Origin of the sequence: Pseudomonas viridiflava, from assembly GCF_001642795.1 — a bacterium.
In the GTDB taxonomy this organism is placed as follows: Bacteria; Pseudomonadota; Gammaproteobacteria; order Pseudomonadales; family Pseudomonadaceae; genus Aquipseudomonas; species Aquipseudomonas viridiflava.
On sequence record NZ_LKEH01000035.1, the window covers coordinates 1 to 19,695 of the forward strand.

At 60.6% G+C, this 19,695-nt stretch carries 24 protein-coding genes; 12 read left to right on the top strand and 12 right to left on the bottom strand.

Going from position 1 to position 19,695, the window contains the following annotated elements:
• Nucleotides 1-338: 338 nt before the first annotated feature.
• The gene (locus AO065_RS19430; RefSeq protein WP_004883730.1) at nucleotides 339-818 is read left to right on the top strand and encodes a hypothetical protein; all 480 of its coding nucleotides are present in this window, start codon (nucleotides 339-341) and stop codon (nucleotides 816-818) included.
• A gap of 56 nt (nucleotides 819-874) precedes the next feature.
• On the opposite strand, the gene AO065_RS19435 is transcribed toward AO065_RS19430, so the two are convergent.
• The 5 genes from AO065_RS19435 to AO065_RS19455 form a co-directional block, all read right to left on the bottom strand.
• The gene (locus AO065_RS19435) at nucleotides 875-1,561 is read right to left on the bottom strand and encodes an OmpW/AlkL family protein (RefSeq protein WP_004883731.1); all 687 of its coding nucleotides are present in this window, start codon (nucleotides 1,559-1,561) and stop codon (nucleotides 875-877) included.
• Between the two features lie 104 nt (nucleotides 1,562-1,665).
• Nucleotides 1,666-2,187 (bottom strand): DUF3299 domain-containing protein, encoded by a 522-nt coding sequence (locus AO065_RS19440; RefSeq protein WP_004883732.1) that lies wholly within the window; start codon nucleotides 2,185-2,187, stop codon nucleotides 1,666-1,668.
• Between the two features lie 11 nt (nucleotides 2,188-2,198).
• Complete coding sequence (locus AO065_RS19445; protein ID WP_004883733.1) at nucleotides 2,199-3,464, bottom strand: ABC transporter permease; 1,266 nt, start codon at nucleotides 3,462-3,464, stop codon at nucleotides 2,199-2,201.
• Between the two features lies 1 nt (nucleotide 3,465).
• Nucleotides 3,466-4,176 (bottom strand): ABC transporter ATP-binding protein, encoded by a 711-nt coding sequence (locus AO065_RS19450; protein ID WP_004883734.1) that lies wholly within the window; start codon nucleotides 4,174-4,176, stop codon nucleotides 3,466-3,468.
• 68 nt (nucleotides 4,177-4,244) lie between these two features.
• Nucleotides 4,245-4,832 (bottom strand): DUF2796 domain-containing protein, encoded by a 588-nt coding sequence (locus AO065_RS19455; RefSeq protein ID WP_004883735.1) that lies wholly within the window; start codon nucleotides 4,830-4,832, stop codon nucleotides 4,245-4,247.
• Between the two features lie 264 nt (nucleotides 4,833-5,096).
• Between AO065_RS19455 and AO065_RS19460 the strand changes: the two genes are divergently transcribed.
• Nucleotides 5,097-5,519: a nuclear transport factor 2 family protein gene (locus AO065_RS19460; RefSeq protein ID WP_004883736.1), complete on the top strand. Its 423-nt coding sequence runs from the start codon at nucleotides 5,097-5,099 to the stop codon at nucleotides 5,517-5,519.
• A gap of 61 nt (nucleotides 5,520-5,580) precedes the next feature.
• Nucleotides 5,581-5,934: a hypothetical protein gene (locus AO065_RS19465; protein ID WP_004883737.1), complete on the top strand. Its 354-nt coding sequence runs from the start codon at nucleotides 5,581-5,583 to the stop codon at nucleotides 5,932-5,934.
• 57 nt (nucleotides 5,935-5,991) lie between these two features.
• Here AO065_RS19465 and trxA read toward each other — a convergent pair whose 3' ends face one another.
• The 3 genes from trxA to AO065_RS19480 form a co-directional block, all read right to left on the bottom strand.
• On the bottom strand, nucleotides 5,992-6,864 hold the full coding sequence (gene trxA / locus AO065_RS19470; RefSeq protein ID WP_004883738.1) for a thioredoxin: 873 nt from the start codon (nucleotides 6,862-6,864) through the stop codon (nucleotides 5,992-5,994).
• Between the two features lie 272 nt (nucleotides 6,865-7,136).
• On the bottom strand, nucleotides 7,137-7,793 hold the full coding sequence (locus tag AO065_RS19475; protein WP_004883739.1) for a class I SAM-dependent methyltransferase: 657 nt from the start codon (nucleotides 7,791-7,793) through the stop codon (nucleotides 7,137-7,139).
• Nucleotides 7,790-8,239: a YbaY family lipoprotein gene (locus AO065_RS19480; RefSeq protein WP_004883740.1), complete on the bottom strand. Its 450-nt coding sequence runs from the start codon at nucleotides 8,237-8,239 to the stop codon at nucleotides 7,790-7,792. The genes AO065_RS19475 and AO065_RS19480 overlap by 4 nt, the downstream gene beginning before the upstream one ends.
• 180 nt (nucleotides 8,240-8,419) lie before the next feature.
• Here AO065_RS19480 and nrdR point away from each other — a divergent pair, with 180 nt between their 5' ends.
• The 9 genes from nrdR to AO065_RS19525 all read left to right on the top strand — a co-directional run bounded on the left by nrdR (nucleotide 8,420) and on the right by AO065_RS19525 (nucleotide 15,115).
• Nucleotides 8,420-8,884 (top strand): transcriptional regulator NrdR, encoded by a 465-nt coding sequence (gene nrdR / locus AO065_RS19485; RefSeq protein ID WP_004883741.1) that lies wholly within the window; start codon nucleotides 8,420-8,422, stop codon nucleotides 8,882-8,884.
• Nucleotides 8,881-10,026 (top strand): bifunctional diaminohydroxyphosphoribosylaminopyrimidine deaminase/5-amino-6-(5-phosphoribosylamino)uracil reductase RibD, encoded by a 1,146-nt coding sequence (gene ribD, locus AO065_RS19490; protein WP_080597955.1) that lies wholly within the window; start codon nucleotides 8,881-8,883, stop codon nucleotides 10,024-10,026. Before nrdR ends, ribD begins: the two co-directional genes overlap by 4 nt.
• Before the next feature lie 47 nt (nucleotides 10,027-10,073).
• Nucleotides 10,074-10,736 (top strand): riboflavin synthase, encoded by a 663-nt coding sequence (locus AO065_RS19495; RefSeq protein WP_004883743.1) that lies wholly within the window; start codon nucleotides 10,074-10,076, stop codon nucleotides 10,734-10,736.
• 21 nt (nucleotides 10,737-10,757) lie between these two features.
• Complete coding sequence (gene ribBA, locus AO065_RS19500) at nucleotides 10,758-11,849, top strand: bifunctional 3,4-dihydroxy-2-butanone-4-phosphate synthase/GTP cyclohydrolase II (protein ID WP_004883744.1); 1,092 nt, start codon at nucleotides 10,758-10,760, stop codon at nucleotides 11,847-11,849.
• Between the two features lie 129 nt (nucleotides 11,850-11,978).
• Nucleotides 11,979-12,455 carry a 6,7-dimethyl-8-ribityllumazine synthase gene (gene ribH / locus AO065_RS19505; protein WP_002555427.1) on the top strand — a complete coding sequence of 159 codons (477 nt, stop codon included), beginning with the start codon at nucleotides 11,979-11,981 and terminating at the stop codon, nucleotides 12,453-12,455.
• Nucleotides 12,452-12,949: a transcription antitermination factor NusB gene (gene nusB / locus AO065_RS19510; protein ID WP_004883745.1), complete on the top strand. Its 498-nt coding sequence runs from the start codon at nucleotides 12,452-12,454 to the stop codon at nucleotides 12,947-12,949. Before ribH ends, nusB begins: the two co-directional genes overlap by 4 nt.
• Before the next feature lie 16 nt (nucleotides 12,950-12,965).
• The gene (gene thiL / locus AO065_RS19515; protein ID WP_004883746.1) at nucleotides 12,966-13,931 is read left to right on the top strand and encodes a thiamine-phosphate kinase; all 966 of its coding nucleotides are present in this window, start codon (nucleotides 12,966-12,968) and stop codon (nucleotides 13,929-13,931) included.
• 150 nt (nucleotides 13,932-14,081) lie between these two features.
• Entirely contained in the window at nucleotides 14,082-14,699 is a 618-nt protein-coding gene (ribA, locus tag AO065_RS19520) for a GTP cyclohydrolase II (RefSeq protein ID WP_004883747.1), read from the top strand.
• Entirely contained in the window at nucleotides 14,696-15,115 is a 420-nt protein-coding gene (locus AO065_RS19525) for a hypothetical protein (RefSeq protein WP_004883748.1), read from the top strand. Before ribA ends, AO065_RS19525 begins: the two co-directional genes overlap by 4 nt.
• Before the next feature lie 91 nt (nucleotides 15,116-15,206).
• Here the strand turns inward: AO065_RS19525 and dxs are convergent, their stop codons facing one another.
• The 4 genes from dxs to metC all read right to left on the bottom strand — a co-directional run bounded on the left by dxs (nucleotide 15,207) and on the right by metC (nucleotide 19,682).
• Nucleotides 15,207-17,102, bottom strand: coding sequence for a 1-deoxy-D-xylulose-5-phosphate synthase (dxs, locus tag AO065_RS19530; RefSeq protein WP_004883749.1), 1,896 nt, complete (start codon nucleotides 17,100-17,102; stop codon nucleotides 15,207-15,209).
• 157 nt (nucleotides 17,103-17,259) lie between these two features.
• A complete protein-coding gene (locus tag AO065_RS19535) occupies nucleotides 17,260-18,147 on the bottom strand; it encodes a polyprenyl synthetase family protein (protein ID WP_004883750.1) in 888 nt (295 codons plus the stop codon).
• Complete coding sequence (locus AO065_RS19540; RefSeq protein WP_004883751.1) at nucleotides 18,144-18,389, bottom strand: exodeoxyribonuclease VII small subunit; 246 nt, start codon at nucleotides 18,387-18,389, stop codon at nucleotides 18,144-18,146. The genes AO065_RS19535 and AO065_RS19540 overlap by 4 nt, the downstream gene beginning before the upstream one ends.
• Nucleotides 18,390-18,515: 126 nt before the next feature.
• Nucleotides 18,516-19,682 carry a cystathionine beta-lyase gene (metC, locus tag AO065_RS19545; protein ID WP_004883752.1) on the bottom strand — a complete coding sequence of 389 codons (1,167 nt, stop codon included), beginning with the start codon at nucleotides 19,680-19,682 and terminating at the stop codon, nucleotides 18,516-18,518.
• Nucleotides 19,683-19,695 lie beyond the last annotated feature (13 nt).

Consider the following 19,695-nt stretch of genomic DNA (forward strand, 5'->3'; position numbering starts at 1 on the left):
ACAATGGGTTATTTTATGTTTGATAAGAGGCGGCTTGCCGGCGATGGCGTCAGTTCAGTCACTGATAGGTCCCCTCAGAAAAGCATCGCCGGCAAGCCGCCTCCCACAGTAGTCCGTGGTTGCAGCAAGACTTGGGTGCATGGGCATAATCGGCGTGCCTGAGATCACTCTGATCGTTCCCACGCTCTGCGTGGTAACGCCTCTCAGGACGCTCCGCGTCCGCGCTCGGTATCGAGGCTGTAGGACCGTTCTGTCTTTTTTGTAGTTGCGACTTTTGATCTTCTCAACCCGCACAACGACTCTTAGCATCCGTCGCCCTATTACAGCGGACGTACGGCATGCAGGACGAAAACGATGTTGATAAACGCCCAAAAATTGTAGTGCGCGATGTGCCTGGCGAGTTCGTCGTCGATGATTTCATGGACCGGTATTCACGTTATCTGGATGCAGCGAAGGCGGGTCGCAGAGACGCAGGCCCCATCGCGCCAGGGTTTGTGACTACGTGTGGTTTTATCCTGACGATTTGTGGGGCTCTTATGGTCATTTTTGGCCCGAGCTCTGTTCGATACAGCTACTCGACGGGGCCTACTTTCTTTCAGTACCTACAGATGTATCCAGGACTGATTACGGTCCTGGGCTTCGTTATCACGTCTGTCGGACGCTTTATAGACGCTCGCGACAACACTGTTTTGAAGACGCCTGAGCAGTTTCTCTGGGCCCATTACGAATTGGAGTTTCCAAGAGGAAGCAATGGCCCACGGTTATTTTCGACCGTTCACATAGACGGTGGCACGTTCAAGGCACTTGAACGCCCATAAAAAGCAAAGGCACCCAACGGGTGCCTTTGTGTTTTAAACGATTCAAACGCCGTGGATCAGAACTTGTAACCCACGCCCACCATGTAGACCCACGGATCGATTTCCACATCCACTTTGGTGCGGCCGACCGCCAGTGCCGACGGGCCGTCCACGGTGGCCTGGGTGTTGATGTCGACGTACCAGACCGAGGCGTTCACCAGTACGTTGTCAGTGATCATGTAGTCCATGCCCAGTTGCGCGGCCAGGCCGACCGAGTCCTGCAGCTTGAGGTTGCTGAAGCCCTGGTTCTTGCGGTCGCCCGTCAGGTCTTCGTCGAAGAACATGGTGTAGTTGATGCCCACGCCAGCATAAGGCTGGAATTTGGAGGACGGCTCCATCGGGTAGTACTGCAGCGACAGGGTCGGCGGCAGGTGTTTGATGTCGGCCAGTTTGCCGTCAAGACCCGGGCCCAGGCCCTTCACCGCAACGGTGTGGCTGAACGGTGTTGCCGCCAGCAGTTCGATACCGATGTGCGGCGTCAGCATGTAGGCGAACGTCAGACCGAGCTGTGTATTGCCGTCGAGCGTGGCTTTGGTGCCTGAAACCTTGGAGCCGTCGAGTCTGACCTCGCCGCTGTCTTCGTTGGGTTGTACGTGCGCTGCGCCAGCGCGAACGATGAAGTCGCCAGCCTCGTATGCCTGGGCGGCAGTAGGGGCGGCGATGGCGAGCGCGACGAGAGAGGCGCGAAGCAGATGTCTGTTCATTGGGGCTCCAGGAAATCAGTCGAAATTTATGGGCGGAATGTTAAAGCGCTGTCGAGCGGCGACTTTGACTCAGCTCAATGAAATCGCTGGGAACCCCTTTCTCTTCACGTGTCTGGCAATTCGTAGACAAAAATCTTGTCTGCCTGCATCTGATAACCCGCTTCTGCCAGTTCGCTTGAAGACGACTTGGCCTGCATCGGTCCTTCGATCCAGTACGGCTGATACAGCTCATCGACCTTCACACCCAGCTCACTCGTGACATGCACGATCTGGTTCGCCGGCGGCGGCGGCACATGGATGCAGGCACCGAAATACGGCACCAGCAAAAACTCGATCACTCTGCCTTCCTCACTGACCTCCAGTGGCACGATGTAACCCGGCAGACGCACCTGCTTGCCATCCAGTGCCTTGACCACCGGCGCATGAGGCGCCAGCTGGCTGGCCGCGGGAGCTTGCTCCATGGCCAATGCATCGGACATCTTCGACAGGTCGTGCATCGGCGTGGTCACCGGCTTCACGACAGGTGCATCAGGCGGAATCATCTCGGCCCAGGTCAGTACACGCGGCTCGGCGGCCCACAGTGACGTGGAAACCGAGAGCAGCAGAGTGAGTAGCATGCGCCGCATTATGAAGGTCCTCATAAACGAATCGACAGACCATCTGCCAGTGACTGCCTGTAGGCTCGCCAGGCTGGCACGGTTCCCATCAACAGCGCGCAAGCGAGGATGCCACCCAGTAATGTCCATTCATATTGGCCAGGTGGCATAGGCGAGAGGTACAAACCGTAAGTATTTATTACGTAATCCTGAGACACGAAGATACCGATATAGAGCAGTGCAAGGCCGCTGACAACACCCGCCAGCGCCAGCGCGAAGGCTTCGAGTATCAGCAGGCTCGCGATGTGCCAGGGTCTGGCACCAACCGATCGCAGGATCGCCATCTCGCGGCGGCGTTCGTTGAGGCTGGTGAGGATGGCCGTCAGCATGCCGATCAGCCCCGTCAGCACCACGAACAGCGAAATCACGAACAGCGCCTTTTCAGCTGTGCCCATCAGACTCCACAGTTCCTGCAAGGCCACGCCCGGCAGAATCGCAAGCATGGGTTCGCCACGGTATTCGTTGATCTCGCGCTGCAGACTGAAGGTCGAGATCTTGCTGTTCAGGCCGAGCATGAATGCTGTGATCGCTGTCGGCGTCAGGTCCATGTTGCGCGCCTGATCGGCAGAGATGCGTTCATTGCCACGAGCGGGCGCGCCGTTGTGCCAGTCGATGTGAATGGCTTCCATTCCGCCCAGGCTGATGTGCAATGTGCGGTCTACCGGTGTGCCGGTGGGTTTGAGAATGCCGACCACGGTGAACGGCTTGTCGTCATGCTTGACCAGACTGATCGCCGCTACGCCGTGAGCCAGCACCAGCTTGTCGCCCAGCTTGTAGTGCAGCGCCTTGGCAACCTCCGAACCGAGCACCACCTCGAACGGATCGGTCTTGAATTCACGTCCCTCGGCCAGCTCCAGATGCTGCTGACGGCCGAACTGATAATGCTCGAAGTACGACGCGTTGGTGCCCATCACCCGGTAGCCGCGGTGCGAGTCGCCGAGTGAAATCGGGATCGCCCATTTCACCTGCTTACTCTCGGCAAAATGCTCGAAGCTGTCCCAGCGGATGTTGTTGGTGGCGTTGCCGATGCGAAACACCGAGTACAGCAGCAGGTTGATCGAGCCGGAGCGTGCGCCGACGATCAGGTCTGTGCCGCTGATGGTGCTTGCGAAACTGGTACGTGCTTCGGTACGCACCCGCTCGACAGCCAGCAGCAGGCAGACCGACAGTGCGATGGCAAAGACGGTGAGGAACGCGGTGAAGCGACGGTTGGCCAGGCTGGCCATGGCCAGACGAAACAGATACATCTCAAATCTCCACGGCAACGGCGGCGCGATTGAGGTCGCTGAGCGACAGGTTGCGATCGAACAGCGGTGCCAGGCTCTGGTCATGACTGACGAACAACAGGCTGGCGCCGGCTTCGCGGCATTCGGCGAACAGCAGGCGAATGAACGCTTCGCGTGAGTCGGCGTCCAGTGCGGAGGTCGGCTCGTCGGCGATCACCAGTTCCGGTTGACCGATCAGGGCGCGTGCTGCGGCGACGCGTTGTTGCTGGCCGATGGATAGCGAGTCTGCACGTCGGGTCAGCATGGCCGGGTCTTTCAGGCCCAGGTGAGTCAGCAGGGTCGTTGTCGCTTTTTCGACACTGCCGTGCCGCTGTTTCGCACGTTCGGCGCGGACTTTGGAAAAGTGGCAGGGCAGTTCGATGTTCTCGCGCACCGACAGAAACGGCAGCAGGTTGAACTGCTGAAAAATATAGCCGGTGTGGTCGACACGGAAACGGTCCCGCGCTGCTGCGGACAGGCTCGAAAGCTCCTGTCCCAGCAGGCGGATGGTGCCGCGAGTGGGTTTTTGCACACCGCCCAGCAGGCCCAGCAGCGTAGTCTTGCCGCTGCCGCTCGGACCTTTCAGGAAAAGGGTTTCGGCGGTTTCCAGGCGAAATTCGGGGATGTCCAGAAGCTGCGGCTGACCCGGCCAGTTGAAGCTCAGGTCGGACAGCTCGATCAGTGCTTGGGTCATGGTCTGACTCACGCTCGGTTGAAAATCAAAAGACCGGGCCAAGCCCGGTCAATGTGCCGCGAAGGGGATCAGAACTTCAGCGTAGGGTTCGCTGCAATCACTTCTGCACCCGACTGGCCACTTGGCGAGATCAGTTGTACCTGAAGCTTCTTGGTGTCGGGGAATGTTTTGAAGATCTGCGACAGGTCCAGCTTCTTCAGGATGGCAGGTGCATCACAGACGAATTTGTAAGTGCCATGAATTTCGCTGTGTTCGTGATGATCGGCGTCGCCGTCTTTGGCGTGTTCTTCGTGATCATCGTCCTTGTCGCCAAACAGCGGGCTTTCCACTTTCACCGACGTGGCCGAGCAGTTGGCCGCATCGGCAATGTTGAACAGCGCATTGGGCTTGAGCAGAAACTCACGCGCCTTGGCCAGCTTGGCCTTGTCTTCAGCCGACGTTGCCTCGTGCTCGAACCCGACAATGTTCATGGCCGGGCTGTCGAATTCGAACTCCAGCGTCTTGCCTTCCAATACCACGTCCAGACGCCCTACACCGTGCTCATGAGCGCCAAGGCTGCCGTGTTCTGCGCCGTGATCATGATCGTGTTCTTCAGCGGCATGGGCGACAGCGAGTGGCAGCAGGGCAAAGGGCAGGGCGAGTAGCAGACGGCGCATAACAGACTCCGGTAGTGCATTTTCGGGAAAAATCGTTATGTGATCTTATAACAAGTCATGCGTGGCGTGAGGTGTTTTTTCTGAACGACGGTGCTTCCAGTAACGAGGGCTGGAATAGCGCAGGTTCGGATTATGCCGAACCGTTCTCACGGACCAAGTCGTCAGATCCTACCCTGAATGGGGTAGCCACTGAAGGAATGCAGGATGCGTCGTCAGTGGCAGCAATACATCCAGGGACCTGCACCGCATCAAGGAAGACCCCTCATGAAAAAGCTCCATCCCAACGTTGAAACCCTGCGTGCGATCTACAAGGATCTGGCTCGCATCGCCGAGTTTGCGGATCACGATATTGTGCTGCACAAGGCGGACCGAGGTGCCCGGGGCGGATTGTCCATGGTCATCGGCAGACGGTCGGTGCAGAACCATGAGCTGGACCTGATCGAGCACACCCGCCAGACCCTTTATATGGACGTTCACGAGATCGTTGCGGACGATCACTTCGGTTCGGTCATGGGTTACATGCGCGCCACCTGCGAACGCAAGAAAATCGCCATGCCGTTCTGCGGTCTGTGGCGCTTTCGCGATGGAAAGATCGTCGAGCACTGGGAAAACGTTTACGACATCAGGGCGTTCGGCAGCTTCATGATGGGCGATGAGTCATTGATGAGTCGCTGGCTGTGTGACTGAGCGTGGGAATGCGCGCCCACGTGTGGGAGCATGCGCATCTGACTGTCAGCAGGTGCATATCATGTTGCGTATTCGTGGAAACGTGGGCCAGTGGCCGGTGGATTTGACACTGGAACTGGACGAAGGCGATTGGGCCCAACTGGGCGCGCAGTTGAAGGCCTCGGCGCCTGAAGCGGCGGCGGCTGTGGTCCAGAGCAGGCCGGTCAATCAGGACGACAAGGTCTGGCAGGTGGCGCAGGACCTTTTGCAAAAGGCCGGACAGATGAGCGGGCCGGACCTTCTGGCGCAACTGGAAGGCGTTGCTGGCAGCACTGCAGCGGGCAAACGCCTGTTGGTGCGTTTGCGGCATTGCGCGAATGTGAAGGTCGAGAGCGGGGCGGATGCGCCGCTGTACAGTTGGGTCGCTGCGAAATGATTCAACGCTGGCCGGTGTCTGGCATCCTTGGGATACCGGCACCGGCCAGCGTCTTGCTTAGTACAGCGCTGCGAACAGCTTGCGACGGTACATCGTCACCAGCGGATGGTCGTTGCCCAACAGGTCGAACACCTGCAGCAACGTCTTGTGCGGCAGGCCTTCGGCGTAGTTGCGATTGCGGATGAACAGCTTGAGCAATCCGTCCAGCGCCGCTTCGTACTGCTGACGGGACAACTGCTGGATGGCCAGTTGATGGGACGCTTCGTCGTCCTGCGGATTTTGCGCCAGACGGCTTTTCAACTCGGCAGCATCCGGCAGGGTGGCGGCTTCGGCAAGAAAGGTCAGTTGCGCCTTGGCGCCCGCCAGCTCGGCCTTGTGGGCGTCACTCTTGACGGCATCCAGCACCTGACGCGCTTCACTCAGCTCGCCACGTTCTGCCAGGCAGCGCGCGTACAGAATCAGCGCCGCCGCGTTGGTGTTGTCTTCGCCTAGCAAGACTTTGAGCATGGCTTCAGCGTCGGCAAAGCGGCTCTCTGCAAACAATTCCTGCGCCTGCTTGAGCGGATCAGCGGCGGGCGGTGGTGGCATGACCACGTGTTGTTCGAGAATCTTGCGGATTTCAGATTCCGGCTGTGCTCCGGCAAAACCGTCCACCGGCTGACCATCCTTGAACAGCACCACGGTTGGCAGGCTGCGGATGCCGAAACGGGCGACGATGTCCTGCTCGATGTCGCAGTTCACCTTGGCCAGCAGCAACTCACCCTGGTAGCTCTCGGTGATCTGTTGCAGCAGAGGCATCAGCACCTTGCACGGCGCACACCACTCGGCCCAGAAATCCACCAGTACGGGTTGGTCGAATGACTTGTCGATCACCAACTGATCGAAAGTCGCCGTGGTTGCATCGAAGATGTAAGCAGTGTCCTGGCTCATGGCGCGTCTCGGAGAATCTGAATGCCGCCAACTATAAAGCCCGCCGGGGAATGCTGAAAGGGAAGTCTCGGGGAGAGCGGGGGGGATCAGTAGATCAGGTTGGTCGGACACCGACTCAAACTGTGGGAGGCGGCTTGCCGGCGAAGCATTCTTTCAGGCGACGCTTCAGTGACTGTCCTGACGCCATCGCCGGCAAGCCGCCTCCCACATAGAGTGTGGTTCTCATGCAGCCTGCATGTTGTCTGGCAAATTGGGCCTGTCCTTGAGGGCCGTTATGCGCGTACGGCGTGATACAGGCTCACATCCCGAAACTCGTGTGGCTCGGCCAGATCAGGCAGGGTCAGCGCGTGCAGCATTCCAAGGCGCTGGTAAGCCGGATGCTGAAAATCCCGAACCCTGGAATCGGCCACCAGCGCTTCACGGCCGCGGCTCAGGAAGTGGTCGAGCAAGGGCAGGTTGGCGCGGTCGTAGAGCACGTCGGCGACCAGAATCAGGTCGAAGCGGTCGGCCTCGGCGAAGAAGTCCGTCGAGTAGTTCAGGGCCACGTCGTTGAGGTCAGCATTGGCTCTGCACGCAGCAATGGCCAGATGATCGAGATCGCAGGCCACCACTTCCAGCGCGCCTGCCTTGGCGGCAGCAATGCCCGCAACGCCTGAGCCCGCACCGAAGTCCAGCACGCGCTTGCCCTTTACCCAGTGCGACTGCTCGGCCAGAAAGCGCGCCAGCGCCAGACCGCTCGCCCAGCAGAAACTCCAGTAGGGCGGGTCCTCCAGAATGCGTCGAGTCTCATCGGGGCTGAACGCACGGTCCATGTTATCGGCGTCGATCAGCCACAGTTTCAGCGTGGTCTGCGGCAGCGCTGTCACGACCAGTCGGGAATCGCCGAGCAATTCGTGCAGCGCCTGCTGAAGGTGTTGCGGGGCGGTCATGGTGCCTTGACGAACTGCAACTGCCCCAAGGCCTGGCTGGTGGCCTGCTGAATGCGCATCGACGGCAGATGCAGAATCAACTGCCCCGACTGGCTGGCCCGGCCACGCAACTCGACCCTGCCATCCACCGGAAAGGCTTCCGGGTTGAAGCGCAACTGGAACGGCAGCGACTGCCCGTTACCTTGCAGCTTGGTGCTGGTCAGCAATTTCTGCGGACGATTGCGTTCATCGACCACCAGCATCGCCAGCTCGACTTCGGCCCCCGCCGGTACGCCCAGCAGTTGACCGCTCAATTCGCGCTGATAAGGCTGCAGCGGACCTGGGCCGGTAGGAAGTTTGATCGCTGGTGCGACAGGCTTGGCCGGGACCGGTTCGGGGGCGTCATTGCTGCTGCAGGCGGCCAGCAAGCCGAACAGTCCGAGCAGAAAAAGGGGGCGTAGCGTCATCAAGAGCTCCACAAGACAAAAAACGAAAGGCTGTACGACGCCGGATACCGATGCAGTATTACCGAGCTCGGGCAATTTCACATCACGATATTGCGCGTCTATATACCGTAAACCCCAAGCCTTGTCTTGCCAGCGGGATGCGCTACCATGGCGCTCCTCATTCTTTTGTTGCCTGCCACCATGCACTGTCCCTTCTGCGGTGCCAATGACACCAAAGTCATCGACTCCCGCCTAGTCGCCGAAGGCGAACAAGTCCGCCGCCGTCGCGAGTGTCTGGCCTGCGGCGAACGCTTCACCACGTTCGAAACCGCCGAGCTGGTTCTGCCGCGCCTGATCAAGACCGACGGCAGCCGTCAGCCCTTCGATGAAGAGAAATTGCGCGCCGGTATGCAGCGTGCCCTCGAAAAACGCCCCGTCAGTGTCGAACGTCTCGAAGCGGCGCTGGCGCACATCAAGCACAAACTACGTGCGACCGGGGAGCGTGAAGTCAAATCCCTCGTCGTGGGTGAACTGGTCATGGGCGAGTTGCAGAAACTCGACGAAGTGGCCTACATCCGGTTCGCCTCGGTTTACCGGCGCTTTCAGGACCTCAACGAATTCCGTGAAGAAATCGACCGCCTGGCCCGCGAGCCTGGCAAGGAATGAGTGCATTGCTGACTGAACAGGCTGCTCTGGACGTTCATTACATGGCCCGGGCGCTGGAACTGGCGCGCAAGGGGCTGTATTCCACACACCCCAATCCTCGTGTCGGTTGCGTCATCGTGCGGGAAGGGCAGATCGTCGGCGAGGGCTGGCATGCCCTTGCCGGCGAGCCTCATGCAGAAGTCCATGCGTTGCGTCAGGCTGGCGAACAGGCCAGAGGCGCAACAGCCTACGTCACCCTTGAACCGTGCAGCCACCATGGTCGTACGCCGCCCTGCGCCGATGCGCTGGTGAATGCCGGGGTCACGCGGGTCGTGGCTTCCATGCAGGACCCCAACCCGGAGGTGGCCGGTCGTGGCTTGCTGCGATTGATGACCGCAGGCATCGCCGTCCAGTGCGGCGTGCTCGAAGCCGAAGCGCGTGCCCTGAACAAGGGCTTTATCAAACGCATGGAAACCGGCCAGCCTTATGTGCGGGTCAAGCTGGCGATGAGTCTGGATGGCCGCACGGCCATGGCCAGTGGCGAAAGCCAGTGGATTACAGGTCCAGAAGCGCGCTCTGCGGTTCAGCGTCTGCGGGCGCAATCGAGTGTGGTACTGACCGGTGCCGATACGGTGCTGGCCGACAAGGCCCGCCTGACCGTGCGCCCGGACGAGCTGGGCCTGAACGCTGAGTTGACTGCATTGGCGGCGGCTCGTGTGCCACTGCGTGTATTGATCGACGGCCGCCTGCGCGTGCCGCTCGACGCGCCATTCCTTCAGGCAGGCAGTGCGCTGGTCGCCACCTGCGCCGCAGCGTCGGCCCGGGGTCGTTATCACGATGAAGGCCACGAGATTGTCGCGATGGCTGACAGCGCAGGTCACGTGGACCTGCGCAAGTTGCTCACTGAACTGGGGACTCGCGGCGTCAACGAAGTACTGGTCGAAGCCGGTCCGCGGCTGGCAGGTGCTTTCACGCGTCTTGGGCTGGTGGACGAATTCCAGATTTTCATCGCCGGCAAGTTTCTCGGCTCCTCGGCCCGACCATTGCTCGACCTGCCACTGGCGCAAATGAGCGAAGCGCTGGAACTGAATATCGTAGAAATGCGCGCCGTCGGCAATGACTGGCGAGTCATTGCTCTCCCTGTTCCCGTACCCGGCGTATAATTCCAGACTTTCGCTAAACGCGAAGCCCTTGTTCTCCAGGAGGACTCATGTTTACCGGCATCATCGCTTCCATCGGCAGCATCCGCGCACTGACCCCTAAAGGCGGCGATGTCCGCGTTTATGTGGAAACCGGCAAGCTCGACCTGAGCGACGTCCAGTTGGGCGACAGCATCGCCGTCAACGGCGTGTGCCTGACGGCCGTCGAACTGCCCGGCGACGGTTTCTGGGCCGACGTCAGTCGTGAAACCCTCACCGTCACCGCCTTCGTTGACCTCAAGTCAGGCAGCCGCGTGAACCTGGAAAAGGCCCTGACGCCAACCTCGCGTCTGGGCGGTCATCTGGTCAGCGGTCACGTCGACGGCGTGGGCGAAATCGTCTCGCGTGAAGATAACGCCCGTGCCATCCAGTTCCGTGTGCGAGCGCCGCGTGAACTGGCCAAGTACATCGCCCACAAGGGCTCGATCACGGTCGATGGCACCAGCCTGACCGTCAACTCGGTCAACGGCGCCGAGTTTGAGCTGACCATCGTCCCGCACACGCTGAGCGAGACCATCATGTCCGACTACCGTCCAGGCCGTAAGGTGAATCTGGAAGTCGACCTGCTGGCGCGCTATCTGGAGCGTCTGCTGCTGGGCGACAAGGCCGCAGAGCCGGGTCACGGCACCATCACCGAAAGCTTTCTGGCCGAGAACGGCTACCTCAAATCCTGAATTGATTGAAGGGGGTGCCGCGTGGCGCTCAACAGTATCGAAGAACTGGTAGAAGACATTCGCCAGGGCAAGATGGTCATCCTGATGGATGACGAAGACCGCGAGAACGAAGGTGACCTGATCATGGCCGCCGAATGCGTCAAGCCTGAGCACATCAACTTCATGGCCCGTTTCGCACGTGGCCTGATCTGCATGCCGATGACCCGCGAGCGCTGCGAGACCCTGAAGCTGCCGCTGATGGCGCCGCGCAACGGTTCTGGTTTCGGCACCAAGTTCACCGTGTCAATCGAGGCCGCCGAAGGCGTGACCACCGGCATCTCGGCTGCAGACCGCGCGCGCACCGTGCAGGCTGCTGCTGCGAAGGACGCCAAGGCAGATGACATCGTCAGCCCCGGCCATATCTTCCCGCTGATGGCTCAGGCAGGCGGCACACTGGCCCGCGCCGGTCATACCGAAGCCGCGTGCGACCTGGCGCGCATGGCCGGTTTCGAACCGAGCGGCCTGATCTGCGAAGTCATGAACGACGATGGCACCATGTCGCGTCGTGCGGAGCTTGAGGCATTTGCCCTCGAACACGACATCAAGATCGGTACCATCGCCGACCTGATTCACTATCGGATGATCCACGAACGTACCGTTCAGCGGATTGCCGAGCAGCCGATGGACAGCGAACTGGGGCATTTCAACCTGGTGACCTACCGCGATTCGGTCGAAGGTGACGTCCACCTGGCACTGACCCTGGGCAAGATCTGCGCGGAAGAACCGACCCTGGTGCGTGTGCACAACATGGACCCGTTGCGCGATCTGCTGATGGTCAGGCAGCCAGGCCGCTGGAGCCTGAGAGCCGCCATGAGCGCGGTCTCCAAGGCAGGCAGCGGCGTGGTTCTGCTGCTGGGCCATCCGCTGGATGGCGACGTGGTGCTGGCTCATATTCGCGAAACGGCCGGGCAACAACCGATCAAGACACCGACCACTTACAGCACCGTCGGCGCGGGTTCGCAGATCCTTCGTGACCTGGGCGTACGCAAAATGCGCCTGATGAGTTCACCAATGAAGTTCAATGCGATATCCGGTTTCGATCTGGAAGTTGTAGAATACGTGCCCTCCGAATAAATACCGGCAGGTCGATGCACGCGAAAGCCTGTTTTTCGTGTCCATCGGCCTGGCAGTTGTGATTCGTGGCCTAAAATCCTCCAAAGTCCGCCTCAAGGCGGGCTTGCTCTTTAATACGAGACTCACCGAATGACCTTGAAGACCATCGAAGGTACCTTCATCGCCCCCCAAGGCCGCTACGCCTTGGTGGTTGGCCGTTTCAACAGCTTCGTCGTGGAAAGCCTGGTGAGCGGTGCCGTTGATGCGCTGGTACGCCATGGCGTGAGCGAAAGCGACATCACCATCATCCGTGCGCCGGGTGCTTTCGAGATTCCACTGGTTGTGCAGAAAGTTGCGCAACGCAGCGAGTTCGCCGCCATCGTCGCGCTGGGCGCGGTCATTCGTGGCGGCACCCCGCACTTCGAATACGTCGCCGGTGAGTGCGTCAAAGGCCTGTCTCAGGTTTCCATGGAGTTCGGTGTTCCGGTTGCCTTCGGCGTGCTGACGGTCGATTCGATCGAGCAGGCCATCGAACGCTCCGGCACCAAGGCTGGCAACAAGGGCGCTGAAGCTGCCTTGTCCGCCATCGAAATGGTCAGTCTGCTGTCGCAGCTGGAGGCCAAGTGATTTCCGACGATACCGATCAGTTCAACCCGCGCGATGCCAAGTCGCCCGAGGCCGCCAAAGGCAAGAGCGCCAAGCGTCGCGAAGCGCGTCAGATGGCGACCCAGGCCCTGTACCAATGGCACATGGCAGGTCATTCGCTGAACGAAATCGAGGCACAGTTCCGTGTCGACAACGACTTCAGCAACGTTGACGGCGCTTACTTCCGTGAGCTGCTGCACGGTGTTGCCACCAACAAGACCGAGATCGACACCGCGCTGTCGCCTTGCCTGGACCTGACCATCGAAGAGCTCGATCCGGTCGAGCTGGCGGTTCTGCGCCTGTCCACCTTCGAATTGCTCAAGCGTATCGACGTGCCTTACCGCGTCGTGATCAACGAAGGCATCGAGCTGGCAAAAGTCTACGGCTCCACTGACGGCCACAAGTTCGTCAACGGTGTGCTGGACAAGCTGGCGCCGCGCCTGCGTGAAGTCGAAGTGAAGGCCCACAAGCGCTGATCAGCGCCTGACCTTCATGGGAGAGTTCGAGCTGATCCGTCATTACTTCGCCGCTGCGCCCTGTGCGCAGGCGCGCGAAGAAGTGGCGCTGGGCATCGGCGACGACTGCGCCTTGCTGGCATTGCCGTCCGGTGAACAGATGGCGATCTCCACCGACACCCTGGTTGCCGGGGTGCATTTCCCCGAAGTCTGCGACCCCTTTCTGCTCGGCCAGCGCGCGCTTGCAGTGTCTGCCAGTGACCTGGCGGCCATGGGCGCGCGCCCTGTCGGCTTCACCCTGGCTTTGACCTTGCCGAGTGTCGATATCGACTGGCTTGAAGCGTTCGCGTTCGGGCTGAGCCGGATGGCGCAACATTGTTCGTTGAGCCTGATCGGCGGCGACACGACCCGTGGACCGTTGAGCCTGACGCTGACTGTGTTTGGCGGCGTGCCCGCCGGGCTGGCGCTGACACGCAGCGGTGCCCGGGAAGGCGACCTGTTGTGCGTCGGTGGTGCGCTGGGTGACGCTGCCGGAGCCTTGCCGCTGGTCTTGGGTGAGCGCAACGCCGAGCCGTCTGTTGCAGAGCCTCTGCTGGCGCGCTATTGGTCGCCTCAGCCGCAACTGGCGCTCGGCCAGGCGCTGCGTGGCAAGGCCACGTCCGCGCTGGACATTTCCGACGGCCTGCTCGCCGATTGTGGGCACATCGCCCAGGCATCGAACGTCCGACTGTTGATCGAGCGCGACACAGTGCCAATGTCCGCCGAACTGCTCACGCTTTTCGACACTCAGTCCGCTCGGCAAAAAGCCTTCAGCGGCGGCGATGATTACGTGTTGGCGTTCACGCTGCCACCGGTTCATCTGGCCGCGTTGCTGGAAGCCGGCTGGCCGGTGCATGTCATCGGCCGAGTCCTTGCGGGGCAGGGCGTCGCGCTGATTGATGGCGACGGACAGGACGTCACGCCGTCGACCCGTGGTTACCAGCATTTTCGGGGTGGGTCGTGAATGTCCCGCCCGCTTGGGGTTCGATCGGGTTCTATCGATCGAACTTTACGATCTGAATGCCCGAGAATTCAGCCTAAGCGTCTGCAGGAACCTGCTGTTACAATGCAAATCTTGCGAATTTCCAGTCTTCATACTGATTAGGAGCACACGGTGCCCGTCGTATTTGTCGCCGCTTCCAAACTGCCCACACCTTTTGCAGAATTTGCCATGCACGGCTTCATCGAGTCGGCAACCGGGCGTGAACACGTTGTCCTGAGTCTGGGTGACGTGGCAGATGGCGCCCCCGTTCTGGGTCGTATTCATTCCGAATGCCTGACCGGCGACGCCTTGTTCAGTCAGCGTTGCGATTGTGGTTCCCAGCTTGAAGCCGCTTTGCGCGCCATTGCCACTGAAGGCCGCGGCGTGCTGTTGTACCTGCGTCAGGAAGGTCGTGGTATCGGCCTGATGAACAAGATCCGCGCCTACGAATTGCAGGACGGCGGTGCCGACACCGTTGAAGCCAACGAGCGTCTGGGTTTTGCGGCTGATCAGCGCGACTATGCGATCTGCCTGCCAATGCTCCAGCATCTGGGCGTCCAGTCGCTGCGTCTGATGACCAACAATCCACGCAAGGTCAAAGCCTTGACCGACATGGGGATCAAGGTTGCGGAGCGCGTGCCGCTGCACACCGGCCAGAATCCGCACAACAAGCTGTATCTGGCCACCAAGGCCGGCAAGCTGGGCCACATGATGGGCAACGAGCATCAGAGCGAGGTTGGGCCCGCTTGACCCGCAGTCAGGTTCGCCAGCGACTGGCGATGGCATGGTGGCGCCAGCTCGGCCTCACCCTTGCGCCGTTGCTGGTCGTGTGCCTGTTTTTCGGCAGTAACGAACCGATGATGACCGTGCTGGCTCTTCCGCTGTTCGTCGCAGGCGTGGGTTCGATGTTCGTCAGCCTCAAGCCGTTCGGGGCTTACAAGCGTGCGTTGATCACCACCCAGACCGCACTCGACACCCCTCAGGAACCCGCCGCCTGGCTGCACCTTGCAGCCGTTCGACGTCTGGCCTTCCTCTACGCCGGGCTCCCTGCCTGGATCGCCGCCATTGCCGTGCTCTTCGGCCTGCACCCGTTGCCCGTCTGCCTGCTGGCATTTGCGAGCGTGGTGCTGCTGTATCTGTATCGGATTCCATCGCAGCTAGGCTGATGGCAGCGGGGGAGTGCGGACGCGGAGCGTCCTGAGCGGTGTTAAATACAAAAAAAGCGCTCAATGAGCGCTTTCAATGTTTTCGCGTCAATCAACCAATCAGCGTCAGCCGCTTGTTGATCGCCGCTTCGATGCCTGGCGCATCCAGGCCACACTCGGCCAGCATCTGCGCAGGTTTGGCGTGCTCGACGTATACATCCGGCAAGCCAATGTGCAGCACGGATTTGAGGATGTTTTCCCGCGCCAGGAACTCACTGACTGCAGCGCCCGCGCCACCCATGATGGCGTTCTCTTCGAGCGTGACCAGCAGTTCGTGATTGGCTGCTGCCTCACGAACGAGTGCTTCATCGAGCGGCTTCACGAAGCGCATGTCGATGACGGTTGCGTCCAGCTTCTGCGCAACGACCAAGGCTTCGGCCAGCTGCACGCCGAACACCAGAATCGCGACGCCCTGACCCTGACGACGCACCATGCCTTTGCCGATTTCAACTGGCTCAAGATCCTTTTCGATCACAGCGTTTGGACCCGTTCCGCGCGGATAGCGCACAGCGGCAGGACCGTTATGCAGGTAGCCGGTGTTGAGCATCTTGCGCAGTTCGTTTTCGTCGCTCGGCGTCATCACCACCATGCCGGGGATGCAGCGCAGGTAGGACAAGTCGAAGCTGCCCGCATGCGTCGGGCCGTCTTCGCCCACCAGACCGGCGCGGTCGATGGCGAATAATACGTCGAGGTTCTGCACCGCCACGTCATGCACCAGTTGGTCATAACCGCGTTGCAGGAAGGTGGAATAGATCGCGACCACCGGCTTGCTGCCTTCACAGGCCATGCCCGCAGCCAGCGTGACGGCGTGCTGCTCGGCAATCGCCACGTCGAAATAACGCTCAGGGTAGCGCTCGCTGAAATCGACCAGATCCGAGCCTTCCTTCATGGCTGGAGTAATGCCCACCAGCCGTGAATCCGCTTCAGCCATGTCGCACAGCCACTGCCCAAACACACCGGAATACTTGGGGCCGCTGACCTTTTTCGGGATCGCGACAGGCGCATTCAACGGTTCGAGTTTGGTGATCGCGTGGTAGCCGATCGGGTCGACTTCTGCCGGACCGAAACCCTTGCCTTTCTTGGTGACCACATGCAGAAACTGTGGGCCTTTAAGGTCACGCATGTTGCGCAGCGTGGCGATCAGGGTCGGCAGGTCGTGACCGTCGATAGGCCCGATGTAATTCCAGCCCAGCTCTTCGAACAGCGTGCCGGGCACCAGCATGCCTTTCGCGTATTCCTCGGTGCGACGGGCAATTTCCCAGGCACCGGGCAGGCGCGAAAGCACCTTTTTGCTGCCTTCACGCATGCTTGCATACGTGCGGCTGGAAAGGATCTTGGCCAGATAGTTAGACAGCCCGCCAACGTTGCGCGAGATCGACATGTCGTTGTCGTTGAGGATGACCAGCATGTTCGCGGCCACTTCCGGGGCGTGGTTCAACGCCTCGAATGCCATGCCCGCCGTCAGCGCGCCGTCGCCGATTACGGCGATGGACTTGCGGTCGCTGCCCTGCAGGCGCGAGGCAATCGCCATGCCCAGAGCCGCGCTGATCGAGGTGCTGGAGTGACCAACGCCGAACGTGTCGTACTCGCTCTCGCTGCGACGCGGGAATGCCGCGACACCGTCTTTCTGGCGCAGCGTGGACATGCGCGCGCGACGGCCCGTCAGGATCTTGTGCGGGTAGGCCTGATGACCCACATCCCACACCAGGCGGTCGTCCGGCGTGTCGAACACGTAATGCAGGGCGATGGTCAGCTCGATGACGCCGAGACCGGCACCAAAATGCCCTCCGGTCTGGCCAACGGAGTAGAGCAGTTCCAGGCGCAGCTCATCGGCCAGGGTTTCCAGCTCGGCTTCACCCAGAAGGCGCAGGCCATCCGGTGTATTGGCTCGGTCGAGCAACGGCGTAACCGGGCGCTCGCGGGGAATCTCTTTGAACGTCGTGGGCATCAGGCGAATCGTTATAAGTAAAAGAGGCGGCAGTTTACCTTATGCATCGCAAGCTGCCCATGAAGTGCATCAGCGGCGTCCGGCTGAACCGGACCTGATGACTGTGACCGGATGAACTGCTGTTGATTCACCCGATTTCGATGGTCGGTAATGCTGATCAGTGACGGCGTTCAACGATGTAGCGGGCCAGCTCGCGCAAAGGTTCTGCTGCGTTACTGAACAAGTCTAGTGCAGTCAGCGCCTGATCGCGCAGCTCCAGGGCGTAGCCCTTGGCGGCCTCAAGCCCCAGCAAGGCCGGATAGGTCGGCTTGTCGCGGGCAATATCCGCACCCTGGCGTTTGCCGAGGGTGGCAGTGTCACTTTCCACGTCGAGAATGTCGTCCTGCACCTGAAAAGCCAGACCTACGGCTCGGGCATACACCTGAAGTGCATCAAGTTGTGTCTGGTCGGCACGGCCGCTCGCCAGTGCGCCCAGTCGAACACTGGCTTCGATCAGTGCGCCAGTCTTGTGGCGGTGCATGTATTCCAGTGCAGCCTGATCCAGCTTCAGACCCACCGAACCCAGATCGATTGCCTGACCACCCACCATGCCGGCCGGCCCGGCAGCTGTCGCCAGAGTGCTGACCATCTGCAGGCGCGTCTGCGCGTCACGCGAGGTCAGGTTCGGCGCGAGCAGGGCGGTGAACGCCAGGCTCTGCAGGCCATCGCCCGCCAGAATCGCACAGGCTTCGTCAAACGCCTTGTGCGTCGTGGGTTGGCCGCGACGCAGATCGTCATCGTCCATCGCAGGCAGATCATCGTGCACCAGCGAATAGGCATGGATCAGCTCGACCGCACAGGCCGCGCCATTGGCATCTTCCGCGACACCACCCAGTGCTTCACAGGCCGCATAGGCCAGCAACGGGCGCACGCGTTTGCCGCCATTCATCACGCTGTAGCGCATGGCGTCGTAGAGACGGGTCAATTCAGGAGTTGGGGCTTGGAACAGACCTTCAAGCGCCGCGTTGACGCGGGCCTGGCTTTGCGCTTGGTAGCTCGCGATCATTCAGGCAATTCCGCGTCGTCGAAAGGCTCTTCGGCCAGTTCACCATCGCGCTCCAGCAACACCTGAACCTTCTGCTCGGCAGCGGTCAGAGCGCTCTGACAGTCGCGCGTCAAACGCACGCCCTGTTCGAAGGCGGTAAGAGAGTCTTCCAGTGACAACTCGCCATTCTCCAGTCGCTCTACCAGCGTTTGCAGATCAGCGAGAGACTGTTCGAAATCCAGTGCAGCTTTCTTGCGGGCCATGAGGGCATTTCCGGTAGAGATTAAACCGGGCGACACTAGCAGAGCGACGCCCGTGGGGCAAATGACGGCGACCTGTTCGGCAGCCGGATGACAGCGCTGTAGCGCTTTCAGGTTAGCCCGCCGGGTTCAGACTGCGGCGAAACCTGACCGCAGGTCGGCAATCAGGTCATCCGGGCTTTCCAGACCGATTTGCAGCCGCAGCATCGGGCCGTCACCGCGATCGGGGCCATGTTGTTCAATCTCGGTGATGAGGCTTTCGAAACCGCCCCACGAATAACCGATCCCGAACAGCTTCAGGGCACCGACGAAACGATCGAGCACCTGACGATCGGTCGTTTTGAATTCGAAACTCAGCAAACCATTGCAGCCATGGAAATCCCGCTTCCAGATGGCGTGGCCCGGATCGCTCTCGAGCGCCGGATACAGCACCCGCGCCACCTGCGGTTGCTCCAGCAGCCACTGCGCAACCTGCAGGGCGTGACGCTCATGCATAGCCATACGCGCCGCCAGACTGCGAGCGCCGCGCAGCACCAGATACGCATCGTCCGGGCTGACCGTATTGCCAACAGCGGTATTCATGGTCTTGAGGGTTTTCCAATGGGCTTCGGTAACGCTGACACTGCCCATCATCACATCCGAATGCCCGGCAACGTACTTGGTCAGCGCCATCAGCGAAATGTCTGCACCCAGCTCAAGCGGCTTGAACAACACGCCAGACCCCCACGAGTTATCCACAGCCAGCAGCAGGTTTCTCGCTTTGCACAGCCGCGAAAGCGCAGGCAGATCACACATGTCGAAGGTCAGCGAACCGGGCACTTCGGCATAGATCATGCGTGTGTTGGGCTTGATCAGGGATTCGATGTTGCTGCCATTCGCGGCGTAGTAATCGAACTGGATGTCGAACGCTTTCAGCATCGTGTTGGCCAGACGCCGTACCGGCCCGTAGACCGACTCCGTTATCAGCACATGATCGCCGGGACGCAAAAACGATTGAAACATCTGCGCCACCGCAGCCAGCCCGGTGGGGTACAGGCAGGTGCCGTGGGCGCTTTCCAGTTCAGTGATCAGGTCCTGCAACGCAAACGCCGTCGGGTTGCCGTTGGCACCGTACGTCAACGAGCGCTCAGGCCCGGCCGTCCGCACTTCCGCTTCGCGCAAGGCCGCGAGGCTGTCGAACAGCACCGTACTGATCCGCACGACCGGCGGATTGACCGACAACCCCGGACCGCTGTCTGCACTGCGGCCGCGTTGCGACAGGGCGGTATGGGCGCGTGGGTCTTTGTCGTGCGGCATGTGGGGCTCCGGT

Excerpts from the sequence above, each read along its gene's own strand:
- AO065_RS19430 (WP_004883730.1), top strand. The coding sequence starts at position 339 with ATGCAGGACGAAAACGATGTTGATAAACGCCCAAAAATTGTAGTGCGC.
- AO065_RS19435 (WP_004883731.1), bottom strand. The coding sequence starts at position 1,561 with ATGAACAGACATCTGCTTCGCGCCTCTCTCGTCGCGCTCGCCATCGCC.
- AO065_RS19440 (WP_004883732.1), bottom strand. The coding sequence starts at position 2,187 with ATGCGGCGCATGCTACTCACTCTGCTGCTCTCGGTTTCCACGTCACTG.
- AO065_RS19445 (WP_004883733.1), bottom strand. The coding sequence starts at position 3,464 with ATGTATCTGTTTCGTCTGGCCATGGCCAGCCTGGCCAACCGTCGCTTC.
- AO065_RS19450 (WP_004883734.1), bottom strand. The coding sequence starts at position 4,176 with ATGACCCAAGCACTGATCGAGCTGTCCGACCTGAGCTTCAACTGGCCG.
- AO065_RS19455 (WP_004883735.1), bottom strand. The coding sequence starts at position 4,832 with ATGCGCCGTCTGCTACTCGCCCTGCCCTTTGCCCTGCTGCCACTCGCT.
- AO065_RS19460 (WP_004883736.1), top strand. The coding sequence starts at position 5,097 with ATGAAAAAGCTCCATCCCAACGTTGAAACCCTGCGTGCGATCTACAAG.
- AO065_RS19465 (WP_004883737.1), top strand. The coding sequence starts at position 5,581 with ATGTTGCGTATTCGTGGAAACGTGGGCCAGTGGCCGGTGGATTTGACA.
- trxA (WP_004883738.1), bottom strand. The coding sequence starts at position 6,864 with ATGAGCCAGGACACTGCTTACATCTTCGATGCAACCACGGCGACTTTC.
- AO065_RS19475 (WP_004883739.1), bottom strand. The coding sequence starts at position 7,793 with ATGACCGCCCCGCAACACCTTCAGCAGGCGCTGCACGAATTGCTCGGC.
- AO065_RS19480 (WP_004883740.1), bottom strand. The coding sequence starts at position 8,239 with ATGACGCTACGCCCCCTTTTTCTGCTCGGACTGTTCGGCTTGCTGGCC.
- nrdR (WP_004883741.1), top strand. The coding sequence starts at position 8,420 with ATGCACTGTCCCTTCTGCGGTGCCAATGACACCAAAGTCATCGACTCC.
- ribD (WP_080597955.1), top strand. The coding sequence starts at position 8,881 with ATGAGTGCATTGCTGACTGAACAGGCTGCTCTGGACGTTCATTACATG.
- AO065_RS19495 (WP_004883743.1), top strand. The coding sequence starts at position 10,074 with ATGTTTACCGGCATCATCGCTTCCATCGGCAGCATCCGCGCACTGACC.
- ribH (WP_002555427.1), top strand. The coding sequence starts at position 11,979 with ATGACCTTGAAGACCATCGAAGGTACCTTCATCGCCCCCCAAGGCCGC.
- thiL (WP_004883746.1), top strand. The coding sequence starts at position 12,966 with ATGGGAGAGTTCGAGCTGATCCGTCATTACTTCGCCGCTGCGCCCTGT.
- dxs (WP_004883749.1), bottom strand. The coding sequence starts at position 17,102 with ATGCCCACGACGTTCAAAGAGATTCCCCGCGAGCGCCCGGTTACGCCG.
- AO065_RS19535 (WP_004883750.1), bottom strand. The coding sequence starts at position 18,147 with ATGATCGCGAGCTACCAAGCGCAAAGCCAGGCCCGCGTCAACGCGGCG.
- AO065_RS19540 (WP_004883751.1), bottom strand. The coding sequence starts at position 18,389 with ATGGCCCGCAAGAAAGCTGCACTGGATTTCGAACAGTCTCTCGCTGAT.
- metC (WP_004883752.1), bottom strand. The coding sequence starts at position 19,682 with ATGCCGCACGACAAAGACCCACGCGCCCATACCGCCCTGTCGCAACGC.